The 20517-nt window shown below is 41.4% G+C and carries 13 protein-coding genes; 11 read left to right on the forward strand and 2 right to left on the reverse strand.

The annotated features are described in order from the left end of the window. The first annotated feature begins 72 nt into the window (after window positions 1-72). The 3 genes from mfd (at window position 73) to IQ13_RS08255 (ending at window position 4839) form a co-directional block, all read left to right on the forward strand. Window positions 73-3528 (forward strand): transcription-repair coupling factor, encoded by a 3456-nt coding sequence (gene mfd / locus IQ13_RS08245; RefSeq protein ID WP_242009501.1) that lies wholly within the window; start codon window positions 73-75, stop codon window positions 3526-3528. Window positions 3529-3695: 167 nt separating this feature from the next. Then, window positions 3696-4061, forward strand: coding sequence for a DUF4870 domain-containing protein (locus IQ13_RS08250; RefSeq protein WP_144885830.1), 366 nt, complete (start codon window positions 3696-3698; stop codon window positions 4059-4061). Window positions 4062-4182: 121 nt separating this feature from the next. Beyond that, the gene (locus IQ13_RS08255) at window positions 4183-4839 is read left to right on the forward strand and encodes a hypothetical protein (RefSeq protein WP_144885832.1); all 657 of its coding nucleotides are present in this window, start codon (window positions 4183-4185) and stop codon (window positions 4837-4839) included. Window positions 4840-4905: 66 nt separating this feature from the next. On the opposite strand, the gene IQ13_RS08260 is transcribed toward IQ13_RS08255, so the two are convergent. Both IQ13_RS08260 and gyrB read right to left on the reverse strand, forming a co-directional pair. Next, window positions 4906-5103 (reverse strand): hypothetical protein, encoded by a 198-nt coding sequence (locus tag IQ13_RS08260; RefSeq protein ID WP_129131270.1) that lies wholly within the window; start codon window positions 5101-5103, stop codon window positions 4906-4908. A 174-nt stretch (window positions 5104-5277) separates the two neighbouring features. After that, window positions 5278-7266, reverse strand: coding sequence for a DNA topoisomerase (ATP-hydrolyzing) subunit B (gyrB, locus tag IQ13_RS08265; RefSeq protein ID WP_144885834.1), 1989 nt, complete (start codon window positions 7264-7266; stop codon window positions 5278-5280). A gap of 256 nt (window positions 7267-7522) precedes the next feature. Here gyrB and IQ13_RS08270 point away from each other — a divergent pair, with 256 nt between their 5' ends. From IQ13_RS08270 to IQ13_RS08305, 8 genes are all read left to right on the forward strand, one after another. After that, window positions 7523-8455 (forward strand): helix-turn-helix domain-containing protein, encoded by a 933-nt coding sequence (locus tag IQ13_RS08270; protein ID WP_144885836.1) that lies wholly within the window; start codon window positions 7523-7525, stop codon window positions 8453-8455. Between the two features lie 101 nt (window positions 8456-8556). Continuing rightward, window positions 8557-10989 (forward strand): TonB-dependent receptor, encoded by a 2433-nt coding sequence (locus IQ13_RS08275; RefSeq protein ID WP_144885838.1) that lies wholly within the window; start codon window positions 8557-8559, stop codon window positions 10987-10989. Between the two features lie 97 nt (window positions 10990-11086). Then, window positions 11087-12361 carry a PepSY-associated TM helix domain-containing protein gene (locus IQ13_RS08280; protein WP_144885840.1) on the forward strand — a complete coding sequence of 425 codons (1275 nt, stop codon included), beginning with the start codon at window positions 11087-11089 and terminating at the stop codon, window positions 12359-12361. Window positions 12362-12627: 266 nt separating this feature from the next. Further along, window positions 12628-14940, forward strand: coding sequence for a PSD1 and planctomycete cytochrome C domain-containing protein (locus tag IQ13_RS08285; protein ID WP_144885842.1), 2313 nt, complete (start codon window positions 12628-12630; stop codon window positions 14938-14940). Window positions 14941-15027: 87 nt separating this feature from the next. Further along, window positions 15028-16473, forward strand: coding sequence for a DUF1501 domain-containing protein (locus IQ13_RS08290; RefSeq protein WP_144885844.1), 1446 nt, complete (start codon window positions 15028-15030; stop codon window positions 16471-16473). Window positions 16474-16482: 9 nt separating this feature from the next. Further along, window positions 16483-17517 (forward strand): 6-bladed beta-propeller, encoded by a 1035-nt coding sequence (locus IQ13_RS08295; RefSeq protein ID WP_144885846.1) that lies wholly within the window; start codon window positions 16483-16485, stop codon window positions 17515-17517. Continuing rightward, entirely contained in the window at window positions 17514-18296 is a 783-nt protein-coding gene (locus IQ13_RS08300) for a chitobiase/beta-hexosaminidase C-terminal domain-containing protein (protein WP_144885848.1), read from the forward strand. The genes IQ13_RS08295 and IQ13_RS08300 overlap by 4 nt, the downstream gene beginning before the upstream one ends. A gap of 4 nt (window positions 18297-18300) precedes the next feature. Next, the gene (locus IQ13_RS08305) at window positions 18301-20454 is read left to right on the forward strand and encodes an FN3 associated domain-containing protein (RefSeq protein WP_144885850.1); all 2154 of its coding nucleotides are present in this window, start codon (window positions 18301-18303) and stop codon (window positions 20452-20454) included. Window positions 20455-20517: the final 63 nt, after the last annotated feature.

The following is a 20517-nucleotide window of genomic DNA, read 5'->3' on the forward strand; positions in this document are numbered from 1 at the left end:
TTCAGATTTTGGATTACCTCAAAAATAAGTAATATCAGCTTAAAACGGAAGCTTTTGACCGAATAGTTCTTGTTGAAGATAAATGTCGGCTTTGTATCTTTACCGCCTGTGAATTTTGAGTTGTTGCAGAAAAAGTTTACCGATGATCCCCGCCTTTTTCAACTGGCGGACAGACTTTCTTTTTCCCAAACGCAACGGATTTATCTCAAAAACCTGTTGGGTAGCTCATCGCAGTTTGTGGCAGCTTCGGTTTTTAACCACTCATCACTGGAACAGTTCAATCATGTGTTTATTGTTAATGATGCTGAGGAGGCTGCATACTTCCACAATTCACTGGAAAGTATTACCAAAGAACTCAACCTGTTTTATTTCCCTTCGTCGTTCAAGCACCCAAAGAATTTCCGTTTGCTCAACTCATCGCATGTGATGTTGCGCACGGAAGCGTTGACGAAATTTTCCATGCCTACCGGGCAACGTGTAGGTGCAATGGTTACTTATCCCGATGCCTTGTTTGAAAAAGTGGTATTACCCAAAAAGTTGCAGGGTAATATGCTCCTCATTAAAACCAACGATACACTGGACGTTGAGAATATGATGGGCTTTCTCGTTGATCTTGGTTTTGAACGCACCGATTTTGTGTATCAGCCCGGACAGTTTGCTGTACGAGGAGGTATTCTCGATATTTATTCATTTGGTAATGAAAAACCTTATCGTCTCGAATTGTTTGGGAACGATGTAGACAGTATCCGCATCTTCGATCCTGAAACACAGTTGAGTGAACGACGATTGGCGCAGGTAAGTATTATACCAAATGTAGAAACACAATTTGAAAGTGGCGAGAAGGTTTCACTGTTTGAATTTTTACCGGAGAATACGATTGTGTGGGTGAAGGATTTTGATGTAATGAAAGAACGATTGCTCACCATGGAAGAAGACATGGAGCAGTTTTTGAAATTGCCGGTATCGAAACAGGAACGTGATGATGATGAGCGTTTGGAAAAAATTGATCTCAACGAACAGGATTTTATTACTGCAGCAATTGTTGAAGAGCAAATAAAGCAACATCATACCATTGAGTTTGGTTACGAGCCGCACTTGTTGAACTCTGTTGAAGAGAAGAACAGGTTTGAAATCGAATATCACACCAAACATCAACCTGCTTTCAACCGGCAGTTCGAATTATTGATCAGCGATCTTAAAAGTTGGAATGCGAAACAATTTGAACTATTCATCTTTGCCGAAAATCCCAAGCAACTTGAACGACTGCACAGCATCTTTGCAGATCTGAAAGCAGAGATTCCCTTCACGCCAATTGCATTAGCGATTCATGAAGGTTTTATTGATGAAGACCTGAAAGTGGTTTGTTATACCGATCATGAAATTTTCCAGCGTTATCATAAATACAAAGTCAAGCAGGCATATAATAAGAGTAAGGCATTAACCATTCGTGCATTAAAAGAATTGCAGCCAGGCGATTATGTAACGCATATCGATCATGGTGTAGGTACGTACAGTGGGCTACAAAAGATAGAAGTAAATGGCGTAATGCAGGAAGCGGTGCGTTTGATCTATAAAGACAGCGATATTTTGTATGTGAACATCAATTCACTCCATAAAATTTCAAAATACACTGGTAAAGAAGGAAGCGTACCGAAGATCAATAAACTCGGCAGCGATGCATGGCAGCGGCTGAAAGAAAAAACAAAAACGAAAGTAAAAGAAATTGCATTCGATTTAATTCAGCTGTATGCACAACGTAAAGCGCAACAAGGTTTTCAGCACTCACCGGATAGTTATCTGCAAACAGAACTGGAAGCTTCGTTTATGTACGAAGACACTCCAGATCAAAGCAAGGCTACGGCCGATGTAAAGAAAGATATGGAAGCGCCATCGCCCATGGATCGTTTGGTATGTGGCGATGTTGGTTTTGGTAAAACAGAAATTGCTGTTCGTGCAGCGTTTAAAACAGTATGTGATGGTAAACAGGCTGCAGTAATGGTGCCAACAACCATTCTTGCTTACCAGCACTACAAAACATTTAAAGAGCGTTTAAAAGATTTTCCTGTTACGGTTGATTACGTCAATCGTTTCAAAACTGCCAAAGAAAAAAAGGAAACCTATCAGAAACTGTCGGAAGGAAAGGTTGATATAATTGTTGGTACACATGCATTGCTCGCTAAAGATGTGAAGTTTAAAGATCTTGGTTTACTGGTGGTAGATGAAGAACAGAAGTTTGGGGTAGGGCATAAAGAAAAGATCAAGACGCTCAAAACAAATGTGGATTCGCTTACGCTAACGGCTACACCTATTCCACGTACGTTGCAGTTCAGTTTAATGGGGGCAAGAGATTTGAGTATCATGAATACGCCGCCACCTAACCGTCAGCCGATACAAACAGAAGTGCAGGTGTTCCAGGAAGACTTCATTCGTGATGCGATTTACTTTGAAACAGAACGTGGAGGCCAGGTATTCTTCATCCATAACCGGATTGCAGGGTTAGCAGAGATGGCGGCTATTATTCAGCGTTTGTGCCCCGACTTGAGTATTGGTTTTGCACACGGACAAATGGAAGGTCATGAATTGGAAGAACGCATCTTCGACTTCATCGATAAAAAATACGATGTACTGGTTTGTACAAACATTGTAGAAAGTGGTGTAGATATTCCTAACGTGAATACGATCATGGTTAACAATGCGCACCAGTTTGGTTTAAGTGATCTGCACCAGTTACGTGGACGTGTTGGTCGAAGCAATAAAAAAGCATTCTGTTATCTGCTGGCACCACCTATGAGTACGTTGCCCAACGATAGCCGCAAGCGATTACAAACCTTGGAGCAGCATAGTGAGTTAGGTAGTGGTTTCCAGATTGCCATGCGTGATTTGGATATTCGTGGTGCAGGTAATATGCTGGGTGGTGAGCAAAGTGGTTTCATGGCCGAGATCGGTTTCGAAATGTACCAGAAAGTACTGGATGAGGCCATTCGGGAATTGAAGCGCACCAAGTTCCGTGAACTGTTTAAAGAAGAAATCCAGCAACAGGAAAATTATGTAAAGGATTGTGTAATTGATACAGATCTTGAAATTCTTATTCCCGATGCATACGTTGAAAGCATTGGCGAACGTTTGAGTTTGTACACACGATTGGATAATTGTGAAACCGAAGAAGACCTTGTTGCGTTCCATACAGAGCTCATCGATCGTTTTGGCCCCATACCTCCGCAGGTGGAAGATTTGTTTACCACTGTGCGTTGCCGTAAGCTGGCAGTAGAACTTGGCTTTGAGAAAATGACCCTGAAAGAACAAACTTTGCGTTGTTACTTCATCAACAATCCCGATTCACCTTATTTTGAATCAGCCGTATTCCAGGGCATAATGCAGTTTGTGCAAACCTCTTTGAATAAGGCACAACTGAAGCAAACAGGTAAACTTTTCCTCCTGGTTGTAAGAGATATCGATGGCATGGAAGCTTTGCTGCGCCTGCTAACACGTATGCACGAAGCTGTGGTAGAGAAGCCCGTAAACGCATAATACTTATTGCTGACTAACCCTGTTTGCAAGGATAAAAGTAAAAACGCACCCATTTAGTTTTAAAATCCAAATCCGGAAGTCTGGAAAAAAAGAGTATTTTTAATCGTACAAAGTTGCTGTGTCCAAAAAACTTTAACCAATTACTTTAAAACATTAAACCTTTAATCATGGAACAAAACTTTGCACATTTACGTGAAGTACCTTATGCCAATGTAAGCAGCGATGAACGTACCATTGCAATTCTTACACATGTACTATCTCTCTTTTTTCCTATTCTGGCTCCGCTTATTATTTATCTTGTAAAAAAAGACGATTCCCGTTACGTTGGTGAGCATGCCAAAGAGGCGTTGAATTTTGGTATAAGCATATTCATTTTTTGCATGATCAGTATTCCGCTTTGCTTATTGATTATAGGCGTGTTTATGCTTATAGCTATTGGTATCGGTTCATTTATACTGCATATCATTGCAGCAGTAAAGGCGGCAGACAATGTGCTATATCGTTATCCATTCAGCATCCGCCTCATCAAGTAATTTTACTTTTTTTAAGTTAATTCAATGATAAAGGCTTTCGTTTAAGGAAGCCTTTTCTATTTTTGGTACTGCAATTGATTCTTTTCCTATGACATGTTGTTGTTCATTAAAACCGAAGCTTATGAAGCATATTCTACTCTTACTCTCTCTTTCTTTAGTTATTTCTTCCTGCGCCAGAAAAAAAATGATGGAACGTGTACAGCAGTACAATATCCGCACCATTGCTATTTTACCTTCACAGCTGGAAGTAACCGGAAACATTCCTAAAAAGCTTACACCCGAACAGGTAAAAGAAATGATTGCCAAAAACAATGCATTTCTGAACCGTGCATTGTACATCGACCTGGTACAGTATGTTGATACACGTTTGCGCCGTTACTCGCAGGTGCAGTTTCAAAGCACTGAACGCACTAAAAAATTACTCGAAGAAAAGGGGCTCAGCGATTCAGCTGTTTGGCAAATGGATCCAATGGAGCTGTCGAAAATATTAGGTGTGGATGCGGTGGTGTCAGCCAAGGTTACACAAAACCATATCCTCAGCGATGAAATGGCATTGGGCATTGATGTAGTAGGCGGCATTCTTAACCGTACTGTGCCGGGTATTGGTATACCCACAGGTGCGGCCCGTACCAGCGATATGTTTGTAAGCTGTGCATTGGTTAAAGAGGGTTATAATGTTTGGAGTACACGCTTTACCAATCAAACCGATTGGAATTATCCTTTTCAGCAATCCATACAAAATGTAACAAGGGCCATTGCACGAAGATTCCCGTTATAAAAGTTAGCAACACTAAAAAAGTCCTGTACACATTGTACAGGACTTTTTCTATGGTAGAAATTTCAATTAATCCCAACCTTTCTTAGCAGTACCTGCTTCAATAGCAGCCAATGCTTTTGCTTCGCTCAGCAAAGAAGTTAATTTATTGCCTTTGCCATCGTTGCCTTGTGCCATATAGCCACCTTTCGCTGTACGTGTGATCACTGCATCGAGAATAGGAACGTTTTTCTCTTTGGTCTTTACATTATACGCTGTTAATTGCATAGTTTACTTGTTTTATGGTATTAGTAAAATAGTTGTCTTTCGGCCTTGCCGTGCGGGCTAAAATACGGCTTTTAGCCAAAAAGCCGGGAAAATGCTTTCCACAGCTGTAACGGCATGGTTTTCAATAAAAAAAGCGACTTGTAAAGTCGCTTTCTATCGTTGATTTGTTATTGCTTACACATCAATGTTGGCATACTTGGCGTGGGTTTCAATAAACTCACGGCGTGGAGCTACCTCATCACCCATAAGCATACTGAACACACGGTCTGCTTCTGCAGCACTTTCAATGGTCACCATTTTCAGGGCTCTTGTTGCAGGGTTCATGGTTGTTTCCCATAGCTGATCGGCGTTCATCTCACCCAAACCTTTGTAGCGTTGTACGCCTACGCTGTCATCCTTACCGCCACCAAACTTGGCAACATATTCTTTACGCTGCTCTTCGTTCCAGGCGTAAGCCATTTCTTTACCTTTTTTTACCTGGTAAAGTGGTGGTTGTGCCAGGTAGAGATAACCTTGTTCAACCAGGCTGGTCATATAACGGAAGAAGAAAGTAAGAATCAATGTTGCAATGTGGCTACCATCCACATCGGCATCGGTCATGATGATAATCTTGTGATAACGGAGCTTGCTGATGTCGAGTGCTTTCGGATCTTCAGGAGTACCCATCTTTACACCAAGCGCAGTAAACATATTGCGGATTTCCTCGTTATCGTAGATTTTATGCTCCATTGCTTTTTCCACGTTCAGGATTTTACCACGAAGCGGAAGGATAGCCTGGAAGCTGCGGTCACGACCTTGCTTAGCTGTACCACCTGCCGAGTCGCCCTCAACCAGGTACAATTCGCAACGTTCAGGATCACGATCCGAACAATCGGCCAGTTTACCGGGTAAACCGCCACCTGTTAATACTGTTTTACGTTGTACCAGTTCACGTGCTTTTTTTGCAGCTGCTCTGGCTTGTGCTGCCAAAATAATTTTTTGAACAATATTCTTGGCTTCTTTCGGATTTTCTTCGAGATAAGCTTCGAGTGTACGGCTTACCGATGTTTCAACGATACCGCTTACCTCACTGTTACCAAGCTTGGTTTTTGTCTGACCTTCGAACTGTGGCTCGGGAACTTTAACTGAAATAATTGCACTCAATCCTTCACGGAAGTCATCGCCTTCAACATCCACTTTTGCTTTTTCAAACAACCCTTCTTTTTTACCATACGATGTAAATACACGGGTGATGGCACGGCGGAAACCGGTTACATGCGTACCGCCTTCAATGGTGTTAATGTTGTTTACATACGAGAAAATATGTTCGCTGTACGAATCGTTGTAGATCATGGCTACTTCAACAGCAACATTGCTTACCGCATCATGTCCATCCATGTAAATAACCTGTGGTAATAACGGACTGCGTTTGCCATTTCTTTCAATCAATTCAACAAACTCTGTAATGCCGCCTTCGCTATAAAATGTGTTGGTGTAAGTAGCGCCACTTTCATCCACTTCACGCAAATCGTTTAAGATAATGCGGATGCCTTTGTTCAAAAACGCAAGCTCACGTAAACGTGCTTCTAAAATTTCTTTTTTGTAAACCGATGCAGTGAAGATGCTGGTATCAGGCCAGAAATGTACACGGGTACCTGTAATATCGCTGGTGCCAATTTCACGCACGGCGTATTGCGGGATACCGATTTTATATTCCTGTTCAAATATTTTTCCCTCACGTTGTACCGTTACATGCAGTTTGGTAGAAAGTGCGTTTACGCAACTCACACCCACACCGTGTAAACCACCGGATACTTTGTACGAACCTTTATCGAACTTACCACCGGCATGCAACACGGTCATTACAACTTCAAGTGCAGAACGTTTTTCTTTTGTGTGCATGGCAGTGGGGATACCACGACCATCATCCTGCACACTGATGCTGTTGTCTTCGTGAATGGAAACGGTAATATTTTTACAATAACCGGCAAGGGCTTCGTCAATCGAGTTGTCTACCACTTCGTATACGAGGTGGTGTAAACCTTTTTCGCTGATGTCGCCGATATACATAGCGGGACGTTTACGAACCGCTTCTAAACCTTCTAAAACCTGGATACTGTCTGCGCCGTAACCTGCATTTTGTGCAGCAGCGCTGAGGGCTGTTTCCTGTAACTCTGTACTCATATTTTGATTCTCAAAAATCTTATTGGAAGTGGTGAAAATAGATTCGGACAAATGTACGAAAAACAAAGGGCTTAATCGGTTTTATTGCCTTCATTTTAAGGGAAGAAATCCACATTTTTTATACTGAAAATGAAGTGGTTGTGGGTAATGTTGAAAAAGGGGTAAGCAGGCGTATGCAGGCACTCGCAAAACATGACGAAACTCTGTCAATCATGTAACAGGTTAAGCGTGCCGGAGATAGTATCTTTGCGCTTCGATGCAGCAGACAAACGACATACTTACACCCGCTTACAAGCAGGCGTTAATGGTGCAGGAACTGGAATTACTACAAATGCAGGAAAAGCAAATTCCGGGCTCCGTACAGTATGGCATTTACCGTTATAAACTGCAGCCGCATATTACACCGGAAGATACTGCCGAGCTCTTGTACAATGTACAATCAACAAAGGCGAAAGAAAAGTCGATTGAGCTTCGCTTTTGCATAAGTGGCAACAAATATTGCGACAGCGACAGTTGCCGCAATGGTGTTTGCAAAGCATCCTCTGCCGATTGCATGGCACATCCTACTGCCGATGTATTCGTGTTTCGTTTTTCACCCGCCTACCTCACGCCGTTTGTAAAGGGCCGTACGATTTCAACCAAAAGCGACAGGGTGCTGGCTTTTAAAGAAAAGCAATCCTTCACTACAACCGTAAACCTCTGCAACCGTATACGTACTGTGTTGGATAATTTGCTGCAACATAATTACAGCAATGCACTTGAGAATATTTATGTAAACAGTCAGTTACAAACATTGCTGTTGTATGGTTTGGAATGTTTAACCGATCAAAAAGCAGAAGAAAGTTTTGTGTGCCGTTTCCTTGCAACAGATAATGCAAAGGATACCATTCTGCAGGCACGAGAAATTTTACTGCAACGTATTGGCGAACCTATTACCATTAAAGAATTGAGCCGGAAGGTTGGCACCAATGAGTGTTATTTGAAGAAAGGGTTTAAAGAAATGTTTGGTACAACTGTATTTGAGTTTTATCAAAGTCAGCGTATGGAACACGCCAAATATCTTTTATACGAAAAAGGATTAAGTGTTACCGAAGTAAGTGCAATGCTTGGCTATTCATCCATCTCACACTTTTCTACTGCATTTAAAAAGCATACTGGGTTGAAACCCTGTGAACTGCTGTTTCGATGATAACAGATAGCGGTTTTCCTTATTGCGTAAACCCTTTTCCCGATATTGAAAGTAAAAGAAGTTGATTCATTAGAAATTCGCATCCGAATAAAATGTGAATTATGAATCGGACATTACTAACGCTTAGTCTAGCACTTATTAGTTTATCAGTATCAGCTCAAAATAATTTCAATACAGAAAACAGAAATACACAGCCCGTAACAGCTCAACCGGCACCTGCTCCTGTTGTAAAAGGTGTTGTACGTACCAGTGACGGTAAACCGGCAGGTTGGGTGAACGTACTTATTAAGGAAACAAATAACGGTACAATTACTAACGAAGCAGGCGAATATTTTTTCTATTCTGTTCCGGAAGGTCGTTATACACTCATTGTATCGTTTACAGGTTTAAAAACAGTAGAAACGGTAATTGATGTTAAAAAAGGCGATGCTTTGGTGCAGGATTTTGTACTTACCGAAAACAAAACCGAACTGCAGGAAATTGTAATTGCTTATTTCCGCAGTGTAAACGATCGAGCAACAGTATTTGGTAAATCAGCTATTAAACCAATGGATTTGCCACAAGCCATTGCTACTGTTAGTGAAGTAGTGATGAAAGAACAGCAGGCACAAAGGTTGAGCGATGTGGTGAAAAATGTAAACGGTGTGTACCTCAGCACAACAAGGGCAAGTACACAGGAAAGTTTTTCTGCAAGAGGTTATGGGTTTTCTTCAACCAATATGTTTCGTAACGGATCAAGAGTAAACAGCGGTGCAATGCCCGAAGTAAGCTCACTGGAAAGTGTGGAGATATTAAAAGGTGGTGCGGCTATTTTATACGGGAACGTTGCACCGGGCGGTGTGCTGAACATGGTAACCAAAAAGCCAAAGTTTGATTTTGGTGGTGAAGCAAGTTTGCGTGCAGGAAGTTTCAATTTATGGAAGCCAACATTTGATGTGTACGGACCCATCTCTAAAAAAATCGCCTACCGTTTAAACGGTACGTTTGAAACAACAGACAGTTACCGTGCGAAAGTTTCTTCTAAACGGTATTACATCAACCCTTCTTTTCTTTTCAAGCTGGGTAACAAAACAGAGTTGATTCTTGAAGCTGATTACCTGAAACATGATTTTACTCCCGACTTTGGTGTTGGCTCTTTAAACAATACGATTATACCCAATGTGCATCGTTCAACATTTATGGGTACCGAGTGGCAGTATAACGTTACACAGCAGTCTACTGCATCTGCAACGGTAAAACATGCGTTTAATGACAAATGGCAATTGAGCAGCGTGCTTTCTTACCAAAACTTCGATCGTGATTATTATGCTGTAGAACGTATCCAGGCAAAAGCCAATGGCGACTGGGGCCGTCCGTTGGGGCGTGTTGATACCAAAGAAAATTATTTCACAGGCCAGGTAAATCTTAACGGTAAATTTAAAACCTGGGCAATGGAACATACCTTGCTGGCAGGTATCGACGCAGATCGTTACTTAACTGAAACATACAACTACGATATTCAGGGTAAGATCTACGACAGCATCAACATTCTTGATCCAAACAAATTCGTTCGTCGTACTGATATTCCTGTAGCAACCAGAGTAACATTTGTGCAAACACCTGTAAACCGTTTAGGTGCTTATGTGCAGGATCTCATCAGCATTACACCAAAACTTAAATTACTCGCCGGCATCCGCTGGTCGTTACAGGAATCGGTTCCCTCCACAACTACCTATCTTGCGAAAGATTCGGTTGTAAAAGGAAAAATTAAAGTTGATCGGGCGTTCTCTCCACGTTTTGGTTTGGTGTACAGAATGAAACCCAATGTTTCGTTTTTTGCGAGCTACTCCAATTCATTTGCGATTAATACCGGGTTGGATATTTACAACAATGTATTACCTGCTTCCATTATTGATCAGTATGAAATTGGTGTAAAGAATATTCTGTTAAAAGGAAAATTAACGGTGAATGTAACTGCATACAAAATCATCAATAACAACCTCGCACAAACAGCACAGTTCGATCGCAACGGCAATCCGAACAACAACAGCAACCTGAAAGAATTAACAGGCCAGACAACCAGCAATGGTATTGAAGTGGATGTTACCGGCAACTTTGTAAAAGGATTATCAATGATGGCTGGTTACAGTTATAACGATATGCGTTATACAAACACACCCGATAAAGTAGGCAGCTATATTGAAGGAGACCGCCTGGTAAATATTCCTGCGCATACAGCTAATGCAAGTGCATTCTATACCTTCAGCGAAGGAGCGTTGAAACGTTTGAAAATTGGTGCAGGTGTTTATTATATCGGCGATCGTATTGGAGGCTGGAACAATACACAGGGTCAATCGCAGAACTATTCACGCATGATTCCTGTAAAAGCGTTTACAACCGTTGATATAACTGCAGGCTACAATATCAAACGTTTTACGTTACTTGCAAAACTTGCGAATGTGGGCAATGTACTTAACTATTATGTGCATGAGAATTACAGTGTGAACCCGATTGCTCCACGTAGTTTTGTAGCAACGGTTTCTTACAAATTCTAAGAAGGAGAAATAAATATCGATCGTCTAAAAGGGGCACGTTAACAGCGTGCTCCCTTTTTATCATAAATCCAAAAAGTAAAAGCAATTCATTTCAGCAATGGCAAAACAGGAAATCAGTAAAACACGCTGGCAGAAATTAAGAAAGTTGGTTAACGATATTCATTTATGGCTGGGACTCGGCAGCGGATTAATTGTCATTGCTGTTTGTTTCAGCGGTACAGTGTATGTATTCAATACCGAATTAACGGAGAAAGCAGCACCGCATTTGTACAAGTTGCAATCAGTTGCGGATAAAGAACGTATTCCTGTTGATTCGTTGCTGGAAAAAGTAAAACAGGAAACAGGTGGTACGATTACCGGTGTAACGATTCCTGCAGAACTAAACCGTACGTACCAGTTTAATGTAAAGAAAGCCGGTGAAGAAGGACCAAGAGCTGGCACCACTTATTTTGTAAATCCGTATACCGGCGAAATAACAGGCAACTCCAAAGAGAAGAATGGAACCAAAGAATTTATGGGAACGATGTTCAGTCTGCATCGTTGGTTGCTGTTGGATAAAGTGAAGAAGCCGATTATTAATGGTGTTGAGAACAGAAAGCTCGGCAGTTGGATCACGGGATTTGCAACTATCATCTTTACGTTGGGATGCATCACCGGTTTGATCATCTGGTTTCCACAAAAAGTAAAATTCTGGGAACAGGGATTAAAAATAAAATGGAATGCAGGTTGGAAACGTGTGAATCATGATTTGCACAACACACTTGCATTTTATGCACTCATCTTTTTATTGCTGATGGGCTTAACCGGTCCGCAATGGAGTTTTGAATGGTACCGAACAGGTTTGCAAAAAACACTCGGCACGTATAAACCGGCAGATGGAGCAAAAGCCGGCGAACGCAAAGAAGGCGAAGGAAAGAAAAATGCGGCAACGGATACCGCTGCTTTGGCTGTTACGCAACTATCCGTTGCTGATTATATAAAAGCTGCTGATAAAGCACTGCCCTATACCGGCAACTATGTGATTACATTACCGGCCGATGCTGCTGCAAAAACAATGATCAGCAAAACAAAGCTGGGCTTTTTTGCACCTGCTGCCGGCGACCGCATCACCATGGATCCGGCTACTGGTAAAATTGTAAAGCTGGATATTTTTAAGAAGAAGCCATTTAACGAACGTGTTGCAGGTTCAATTAAAGCCATTCACGTTGGTAATGTATATGGTACGTTCACCAAAATATTATACTTCCTTGCCTGTTTAATTGCAACCAGCTTGCCCATAACCGGCACAATAATCTGGCTGAATAAAATGAAGAAGAAAAAGAAAAAAGAAGAACCTGTTGTTGCATTCACGGGTAAAGAAAAGGTAGCATAAACTTGAAAGAAAAAAAGCATGGGCTGAGATTTATGAGGAATAAATTTCAACCCATGTTTGTTATGTACAGCTGAATCGATACATTTGTTTCAGCAGGAACCTGCAGGTGCGTGTTCGAAAAAGGAATACCCCGGCTGTATAGTTTAGCTGAAACTCTGATTACAAGTGTTATATTTAATTCATCTGTTGTGTGGGCGTTGCCTGCATTGCAGCTGATGGTGGATCTATAAAAAGATCTGAAAAATCATATAATTGCCGCTTGTATCATGAACCGATTGCTTGCTTGTACTTTATTCATTTTTGCAGTTATTGTAACAGCTGCCTCCTGTTTTAACAAGGGCATGAGTGAAGGGGCGTTACCCAAAAACGTCAGTTACAATTTTCACATCCGCCCCATTCTTTCCGACAAATGTTTTAAATGTCATGGTCCCGATGCAGGTCACAGGGAAGCCGGTTTGCGGTTAGATCTTGCCGATAGTGCCTATGCACCGCTGCGTGATACAAAAGGAGCATTTGCCATTGTGCCAGGCAAACCTGAGCTGTCTGAATTAATTAAGCGGATAAGCTCTACAGATTCTGCTATCGTGATGCCCACACCCGAATCGCATTTAGGTGCATTATCGGAATATGAAATTGATTTGTTTAAAAAATGGATCAAACAGGGAGCGAAGTACGAACCGCATTGGGCGTTTACGGCACCGGTAAAAGCGCCGCTGCCGGAAGTAAAAAATAAGAAGTGGGTAAAGAATGAAATTGATCGGTTTATTTTGGCAAAGTTGGAAGAAGAAGGATTAGAACCAAATGATGAAGCAGATAAGGAACGTTTATTAAAGCGGGTGAGTTTTGATCTCACAGGACTGCCGCCTTCTATCGAACTGATGGATCGTTTCTTGGCAGATAAGTCGGATGCAGCGTATGAAAATATGGTGAATGCATTGCTGCAACTTCCGCAGTACGGCGAAAAGATGGCGGTGCATTGGATGGATGTTGCACGTTATGCTGATAGTTACGGTTACCAGGATGATAACATCCGCACACAATGGCCCTGGCGTGATTGGGTTATTTATGCATTTAACAAAAATATTCCGTACGATGAGTTTATTACCTGGCAGGTAGCAGGCGATCTGTTGCCGCAAGCAACAAAAGAAAATATACTGGCCACGGGTTTTTTCCGTAATCATAAATACACCGAAGAAGGTGGTGTAATTGATGAAGAATACCGCATTGAATATTTAATTGATAAAACAAAAACATTCACGAAAGGTATTCTTGGTATTACGATTGAATGTGCACAATGCCATGATCATAAGTACGACCCGTTTTCGCAGAAAGATTATTATTCGTTGCTGGCGTTTTTCAATAACACCAAAGAAAAAGGGTTTGAAGGTGATGTAACAGCCTCGCAACCGGCAAAAAATCCGGTGCTTACCATTACTGCCGAAGACAGGAAAAATCTGCTCAACTATATCAATTCAAAAGATACCAATGCGTTAATGGTATCGGTGATGGGCGAACTCGATACATTGCGTAAAACCTATGTACTCAACCGTGGTGTGTACGATCAACCGGGAGTTGAAGTACAAGCATCTGCTGTAAAAGCCGTGATGAAATTTGATACTGCAAAATTTCCACGTAACAGGTTAGGTCTTGCGAAATGGACGGTTGACAGAAACAATCCGCTTACAGCAAGAGTATTTGTAAACCAGGTATGGCAGGAGTTTTTTGGAAAAGGATTGGTGAAAACATCTGGTGATTTTGGAATGCAAGGCGAGTTGCCATCGCATCCTGAATTACTCGATTGGCTGGCTGTAGATTTTATGGAGAACGGCTGGGATATAAAAAGATTGGTGAAACAGATTGTAACCTCTGCTGCATACAGACAATCTGCAAAAGTTACTCAGCAACATTTACAAAAAGATCCGGAGAATATTTATTTGGCAAGATCGCCACGTCAACGATTAAAAGCAGAGTTTATTCGTGACATGTATTTATCCTGCAGCGGACTGTTGGTAAGAACAATCGGCGGTGCAAGTGTAAAACCATATCAACCCAAAGGCATTTGGGAAGCTGCATCATCGGGTCGTGGTGTATTGGCAACGTACAGGCAAGATCATAACGAAGCCTTGTACAGGCGTGGATTGTATAATTTCATTAAGCTTACTGTTCCTCCTCCGAATATGATTATGTTCGATGCCAGCAACCGGGATCAATGCGAAGTAAAACGGTTGAAGACAAATACACCGTTGCAGGCGTTGATTATGATGAATGATCCTGCAGTGCTTGAAGCATCACGAGTGCTGGCGCAGCAACTGCTCGGCGAACAATCAACTGTAGAAGAAAAGATAAACAAGGCATTCCGGTTAATTATTTGCCGGCAGCCATCTGCAACGGAGAAAAAAATAGTGAAAGCATATTACGATGAACAGTTGCAGTTATTTCAGCTAAACAAGTTAAATGCAGCCGTTACTCTTAAAGTGGGTGAGTATCCGCTCAACAAACAATTGAATGCACAGCAGCTGGCTGCAGTAATGAAAACCATCAATACGATTTATAACCTGGAAGAAGCAATTGTGAAATGAGTGATTGTTTAGTAATGAACCGAATGATGAAGTGTGCGACGCAACAGTTGTTGACCAAAGAAATGAACGCCGACTAAATAAAAAATTATGCAAAAGGAATTTCTTGAACACAAACTAAATATTAACCGCAGGCGCTTTCTTACACAGGTAGGAATGGGTATTGGTGGTGCCGCATTGGGTTCGTTGCTGATGCCCGATTTGTTTGGTAAGAGCGAAGAAGAAATGATCATGACCGGGCTGCCGCATTTTGCACCCAAAGCAAAACGCATTATTTATTTGTTTCAGAACGGAGCACCATCGCAACTTGATTTGTTTGATTATAAACCGATGCTGCAACAAATGTATGGACAGGATTTGCCTGCATCCATTCGCATGGGTCAACGGTTAACAGGCATGACGGCGGGACAGGAAAAATTTCCATTGGCAGGTACAGCATTTCAGTTCAATCAATACGGTGCAGCCAGAGCATGGATCAGTGAGTTGTTGCCGCACACATCGAAAGTAGTGGATGATTTATGTATTGTTCGATCGATGTATACCGAAGCAATTAATCATGATCCTGCATTAACATTTTTTCAAACAGGTGCACAGGTCGGTAATCGTCCAAGTATGGGTTCGTGGTTGAGTTATGGTTTGGGAAGTGAAAATAAAAACCTGCCTGCATTTTGTGTGTTGCTGTCGAGGGGAAGAGGTAATGGGCAAGGTGTGTATTCCAAATTATGGAGTAATGGATTTTTAGATTCATTTCATCAGGGTGTGCAGTTCAGCAGTGGCGATAATCCGGTGTTGTATCTTAATAATCCCGAAGGCATTGATAAAGCCGATCGCAGAAGAATGTTAGATAAGCTGGCTGCATTAAATGATGAATCGTACAAAGAGTTTGGCGATCCGGAGATCACTGCAAAAGTGCAGCAATACGAAATGGCGTATCGCATGCAAACAGCAGTGCCCGATATTACCGATCTCAGCAAAGAACCGGAAGATATTATTAAGCTGTACGGTCCTGATTGTTTAACACCTGGTACTTATGCCGCCAACTGTTTGCTTGCAAGAAAATTATCGGAGAATGGGGTACGCTTTATACAGCTTTATCATCAAGGTTGGGATGGACATAACAATTTGCCATCGGAAATAAAAGGACAATGCCAGGATGTTGACCAGGCATCCGCAGCGTTGATCACCGATTTAAAACAACGTGGGCTACTCGATGAAACTTTGGTGATATGGGGTGGAGAGTTTGGTCGTACCAATTACTGCCAGGGTGTTTTAACCAAAGAAAATTATGGTCGTGATCATCATCCACGTTGCTTTACCATCTGGATGGCAGGCGGCGGTGTAAAGCCCGGCGTATATGGCGAAACAGATGAGTTTGGTTACAACATCATTAAAGATCCGGTACATGTACACGACTTTCATGCAACCGTGTTACACCTGATGGGGCTGGATCATGAAAAGCTGACGTTTAAATATCTCGGTCGTCGTTTTCGATTAACCGATGTTGCAGGTAAAGTAGTAAACGGGTTGATCGCATAATTATACAGTATGAATCGTAAACAATTCATTAAACATAGTTCCATTACTGCAGCAGGTCTATTGTGTGCGCCTGCAATTATTGGTGCAGCAAAACAGGAAACCATTCTTGGTCATAATAACAAACGTTATCGCATCAATACAAAATGGAGTCAGTTAAATGCAGCGCAATACCCGGTAAAGGATTGTCATGAAATGGTGCAGGATCAACAGGGCCGCATTATTTTATTGACCAATGAAACAAAGAACAATGTGCTCATCTATGATAAAAGCGGAAAGCTCATCAACAGTTGGGGACATGATTACCCCGGTGCACATGGTTTAACCCTGTTCAGTGAAAACGGAACCGATGTGATGTTCATTTGTGATAATGAGTTGCACCAGGTAATTAAAACAACTACCGATGGAAAGCAGTTGATGAAGCTTAACAATCCGAAAGAGGTTAATGCATACAGCAAAGCAGAAGAATATATACCTACTGAAACAGCCATTGCACCCAACGGTGATATTTATGTGGCCGATGGTTATGGAAAAGATTTTATTATCCAGTACGATTACAAAGGAAACTACATCCGGCATTTCGGCGGCAGAGGAACAGGTGATGAATATTTGATGAATGCACATGGTATTTGTATTGATGACAGGGATAAAAGCAATCCATGTTTGGTAGTAAGCTCCCGCCAGCAAAATGCATTTAAGCGGTATACACTCGATGGAACATATATCAACACGATTGCATTGCCCGGTGCTTGGGTTTGCAGACCAGTGATTAAAGGCGATTATTTGTATGCTGCCGTTTTGCAAACCAATGCAAGACAAGGCGAACAATCGGGTTTTGTATTGATACTGGATAAAAACTACAAAGTGGTTTCAAACATCGGTGGCAATTTACCTGCGTATAATAATGGGCTGCCCGATGAAATGTACCAGACCATTAAAGTATTTCAATACCCACACGATGTTTGTATTGACGATGAAGAAAACCTGTATGTGGCACAATGGAATTCCGGCAGGGTTTATCCTTATAAATTATCACCTGTACAATGAAGAGGCTTTTAATATATCTGCTTTTTCATTTAGCGTTGCAGGCACATAGCCAGCAGGTATTTCAATTGGCAACGCCTATGTTGAAATACGAATCAGCTTTTTTTAAAGACAGTACATCGTTCAGCATACAGTTTAATCAGCCCGGTGCAGAAGTACGTTATACCTTAAATGGAAAAGAGCCAACGGTAAATGATTTGTTATACAGTAAGCCTGTAAAGATTACAAAGCAAACATTGGTGAAAGTAAAAGCCTTCGGTAAAAACTTTCTGCCATCTGCAACAGCAGAAATTGAATTTGTAAAAGATGGAAAGGCGATTGCAGGCATGGAATTTTCGAAACCGCATGAGCAATACAGCAGCAGTAAAAAAGATATACTGTTTGATAATGCCGGTGGCAGTTTACAATTCCGGAACGGCACATGGCTTGGTTATAACATTGATACAGTTGAAGTGTTGATTCATCTGCAAAAGCAGGAGCAGATCAATACAGTGCTTGTTGATCTGTTGCAGGATGAAGGCAGCTGGATTTTTTTACCGCAGCAGATACAACTGTACTACTATGATGAACAACAAAAAGTATTTGTGCAGGCTGCTGATGAACAGCAGTTGTTTGAACAACAGGTACCCCGCAGAACTGTTTCAAAAAAAGTGACAGTAAAGCGTAAGGTAAAAACAAACAAACTTAAACTGGTGTTGTTACCGGTAAAACCTATTCCCGATTGGCATACAGGAAAAGGAAATCATGCATGGTTGTTTATTGATGAAATAAAAGTTTACTGATTTTATGCAACGCTGGAAAGCTATCCTCTTTAATGTATCGCTGGTATTCAATTGCCTGCTCTTGTTTTTAGTAGTATTTGAGAGCAGGCTTGCTGTTCCTGTGTGGTTGCAGATTGCGGGCCGTATGCATCCGCTGGTACTACATTTTCCGTTGGTGCTGATTGTTGTTTATGCATTGGCTGTATTGTTTCTTCCGCCACATAAAACACCAACTGAAATTACTTATGCAAATGCAGTTTCATTTGTTTTGCTGATCGCTGCGTTTACCGCAGTTACAACATCGCTCATGGGTTTGTTTCTTTCGAAAGAAGAAGGGTATGATGCAGATGCATTGTTGTGGCATAAATGGGGCGGTATTGCTATTGCATGGTTTACGTTGGGTTGGTATGCTTTTTATCAAAAAATACAAACAAGGAAGATTGTAACTGTTGGTACTTCTTTTTTTGCATTACTACTGATTATCGTTACCGGACATTTAGGTGCAGGCGTAACACATGGCGAAACATTTCTTACAGCTCCGTTGCAGAAGCTACAGAAAGAAACGCCTGTTGCGATAGAAGATGCAGAAGTGTTTACGCACATGGTAAAACCGATACTTGAAGCAAAATGTATTTCCTGTCATAACAACAACAAAGCAAAAGGCGAACTGGTAATGCAATCGGAAGAACTGTTGTTGAAAGGTGGAAAGAATGGAAAACTTTGGGATACAACTGTTGCTGATCTTGGTTTGTTATTGCAACGTATACACTTACCGATGGAGCAAAAGAAACACATGCCACCGAAAGGTAAACCACAACTTACCGATGAGGAGATTGCAATATTGACTTACTGGATAAGAAAAGGAGCTGATTTTAAATTGCGTGTTGCACAACTTCCTGTGGGCGACAGTCTGCAACTAATTGCAGCAAGATTATTCTCATCATCTGCTACACCTGTCTACAATTTTGAAGAAGCTGATGTAGCACTTATTGCCAAGCTGAATACCGTTAACCGCATTGTGAGCAAAGAAGCAGAAGGTTCTCCTGCATTAGCTGTTAATTTTTTCAATAGCAGCCTGTTTAAAAGCGAGCAGCTGAAAGAGCTGGAGAAAATCAAAAAACAAATTGTTGCAATTGATCTTGCAAAAATGCCGGTACAGGATGCTGATCTTCAGTTCATCAGTGAATGTGAGAATCTCCGTCGGTTAAATTTATCTTTTACAAACATTACCGGTAATGGTTTGCTGCAATTGAAAAAGTTGAAATTTTTACGAAGCCTCAGTCTGGCAGGAACCAATATCAGCAGCGCTCAACTTGAACTGCTGCGAAGTTTTCCCGAATTGAAAACAGTGTATGTGTGGAATACAAAAATTACTGGGAATGATCTGGAACAGTTACGGCAAAAACTAAAATCTATTGATTTTATTACCGGTTATAAAGGCGATACGACTATTTTGAAGTTAACGCCGCCTGTATTGTTGAACGAAGAAACTTTTCTTACAGGTGATCCTGTTCCTTTAAAGCTGAAGCATTATATACAAGGTGCGGTCATCCGTTATACTACAGACGGAAGTGAACCGGATAGTTTACAGTCTGCAATTTTTAAAGGCACCGAACAGATCAACAGCAATACGTTTATCCGTGCAAAAGCATATAAAAGCGGATGGATCAGCAGCGATATTTTTGAAACACGTTTTTACAAGAGTACCTACAAGCCCGATACAATTGTGTACATCAGCAAACCGAATGAAAAGTATAAAGATGAAAGCGGGAAAACATTGTTCGATCTGCAAAAAGGCGAACGCAATTTTCAGTTAGGCAACTGGATTGCTTTTCGTGAAAACAGGATGGAATGTTTGCTGCCGTTCTCAAAACCGGTGCAACTGGAAAGCGTTACGTTAAGCACACTGGTTGATGTAGGAAGTTATATTATGCCGCCGCAACTCGTAGAAGTGTGGGGAGGAAATGATGCGAAAAATTTGAAACTCTTAGGCCGGTTAAAACCCGAACAACCTGTGAAGTTGATGCCTGTTACCATGAAAGGATTTGAATGTAAGTTTCCGGCCACGACTGTAAAATACATTAAGCTTATTGCAACACCAGTGGGCAAATTGCCTGCATGGCATCCGGGTAAAGGCGATAAAGGGTGGATATTTGTTGATGAGTTGCTGTTGAATTGATCTTATCGTCTGACGAATGAAAATAAAGTGTAGGCTGCCTTTGTAATTTTGATTTTTTTTGCA

Source organism: Lacibacter cauensis (genome assembly GCF_007830055.1).
GTDB lineage: Bacteria > Bacteroidota > Bacteroidia > Chitinophagales > Chitinophagaceae > Lacibacter > Lacibacter cauensis.

Coding starts and splice junctions, on each gene's coding strand:
- IQ13_RS08250 (WP_144885830.1), top strand. CDS start 3,696: ATGGAACAAAACTTTGCACATTTACGTGAAGTACCTTATGCCAATGTA.
- IQ13_RS08255 (WP_144885832.1), top strand. CDS start 4,183: ATGAAGCATATTCTACTCTTACTCTCTCTTTCTTTAGTTATTTCTTCC.
- IQ13_RS08260 (WP_129131270.1), bottom strand. CDS start 5,103: ATGCAATTAACAGCGTATAATGTAAAGACCAAAGAGAAAAACGTTCCT.
- gyrB (WP_144885834.1), bottom strand. CDS start 7,266: ATGAGTACAGAGTTACAGGAAACAGCCCTCAGCGCTGCTGCACAAAAT.
- IQ13_RS08270 (WP_144885836.1), top strand. CDS start 7,523: ATGCAGCAGACAAACGACATACTTACACCCGCTTACAAGCAGGCGTTA.
- IQ13_RS08275 (WP_144885838.1), top strand. CDS start 8,557: ATGAATCGGACATTACTAACGCTTAGTCTAGCACTTATTAGTTTATCA.
- IQ13_RS08280 (WP_144885840.1), top strand. CDS start 11,087: ATGGCAAAACAGGAAATCAGTAAAACACGCTGGCAGAAATTAAGAAAG.
- IQ13_RS08285 (WP_144885842.1), top strand. CDS start 12,628: ATGAACCGATTGCTTGCTTGTACTTTATTCATTTTTGCAGTTATTGTA.
- IQ13_RS08290 (WP_144885844.1), top strand. CDS start 15,028: ATGCAAAAGGAATTTCTTGAACACAAACTAAATATTAACCGCAGGCGC.
- IQ13_RS08295 (WP_144885846.1), top strand. CDS start 16,483: ATGAATCGTAAACAATTCATTAAACATAGTTCCATTACTGCAGCAGGT.
- IQ13_RS08300 (WP_144885848.1), top strand. CDS start 17,514: ATGAAGAGGCTTTTAATATATCTGCTTTTTCATTTAGCGTTGCAGGCA.
- IQ13_RS08305 (WP_144885850.1), top strand. CDS start 18,301: ATGCAACGCTGGAAAGCTATCCTCTTTAATGTATCGCTGGTATTCAAT.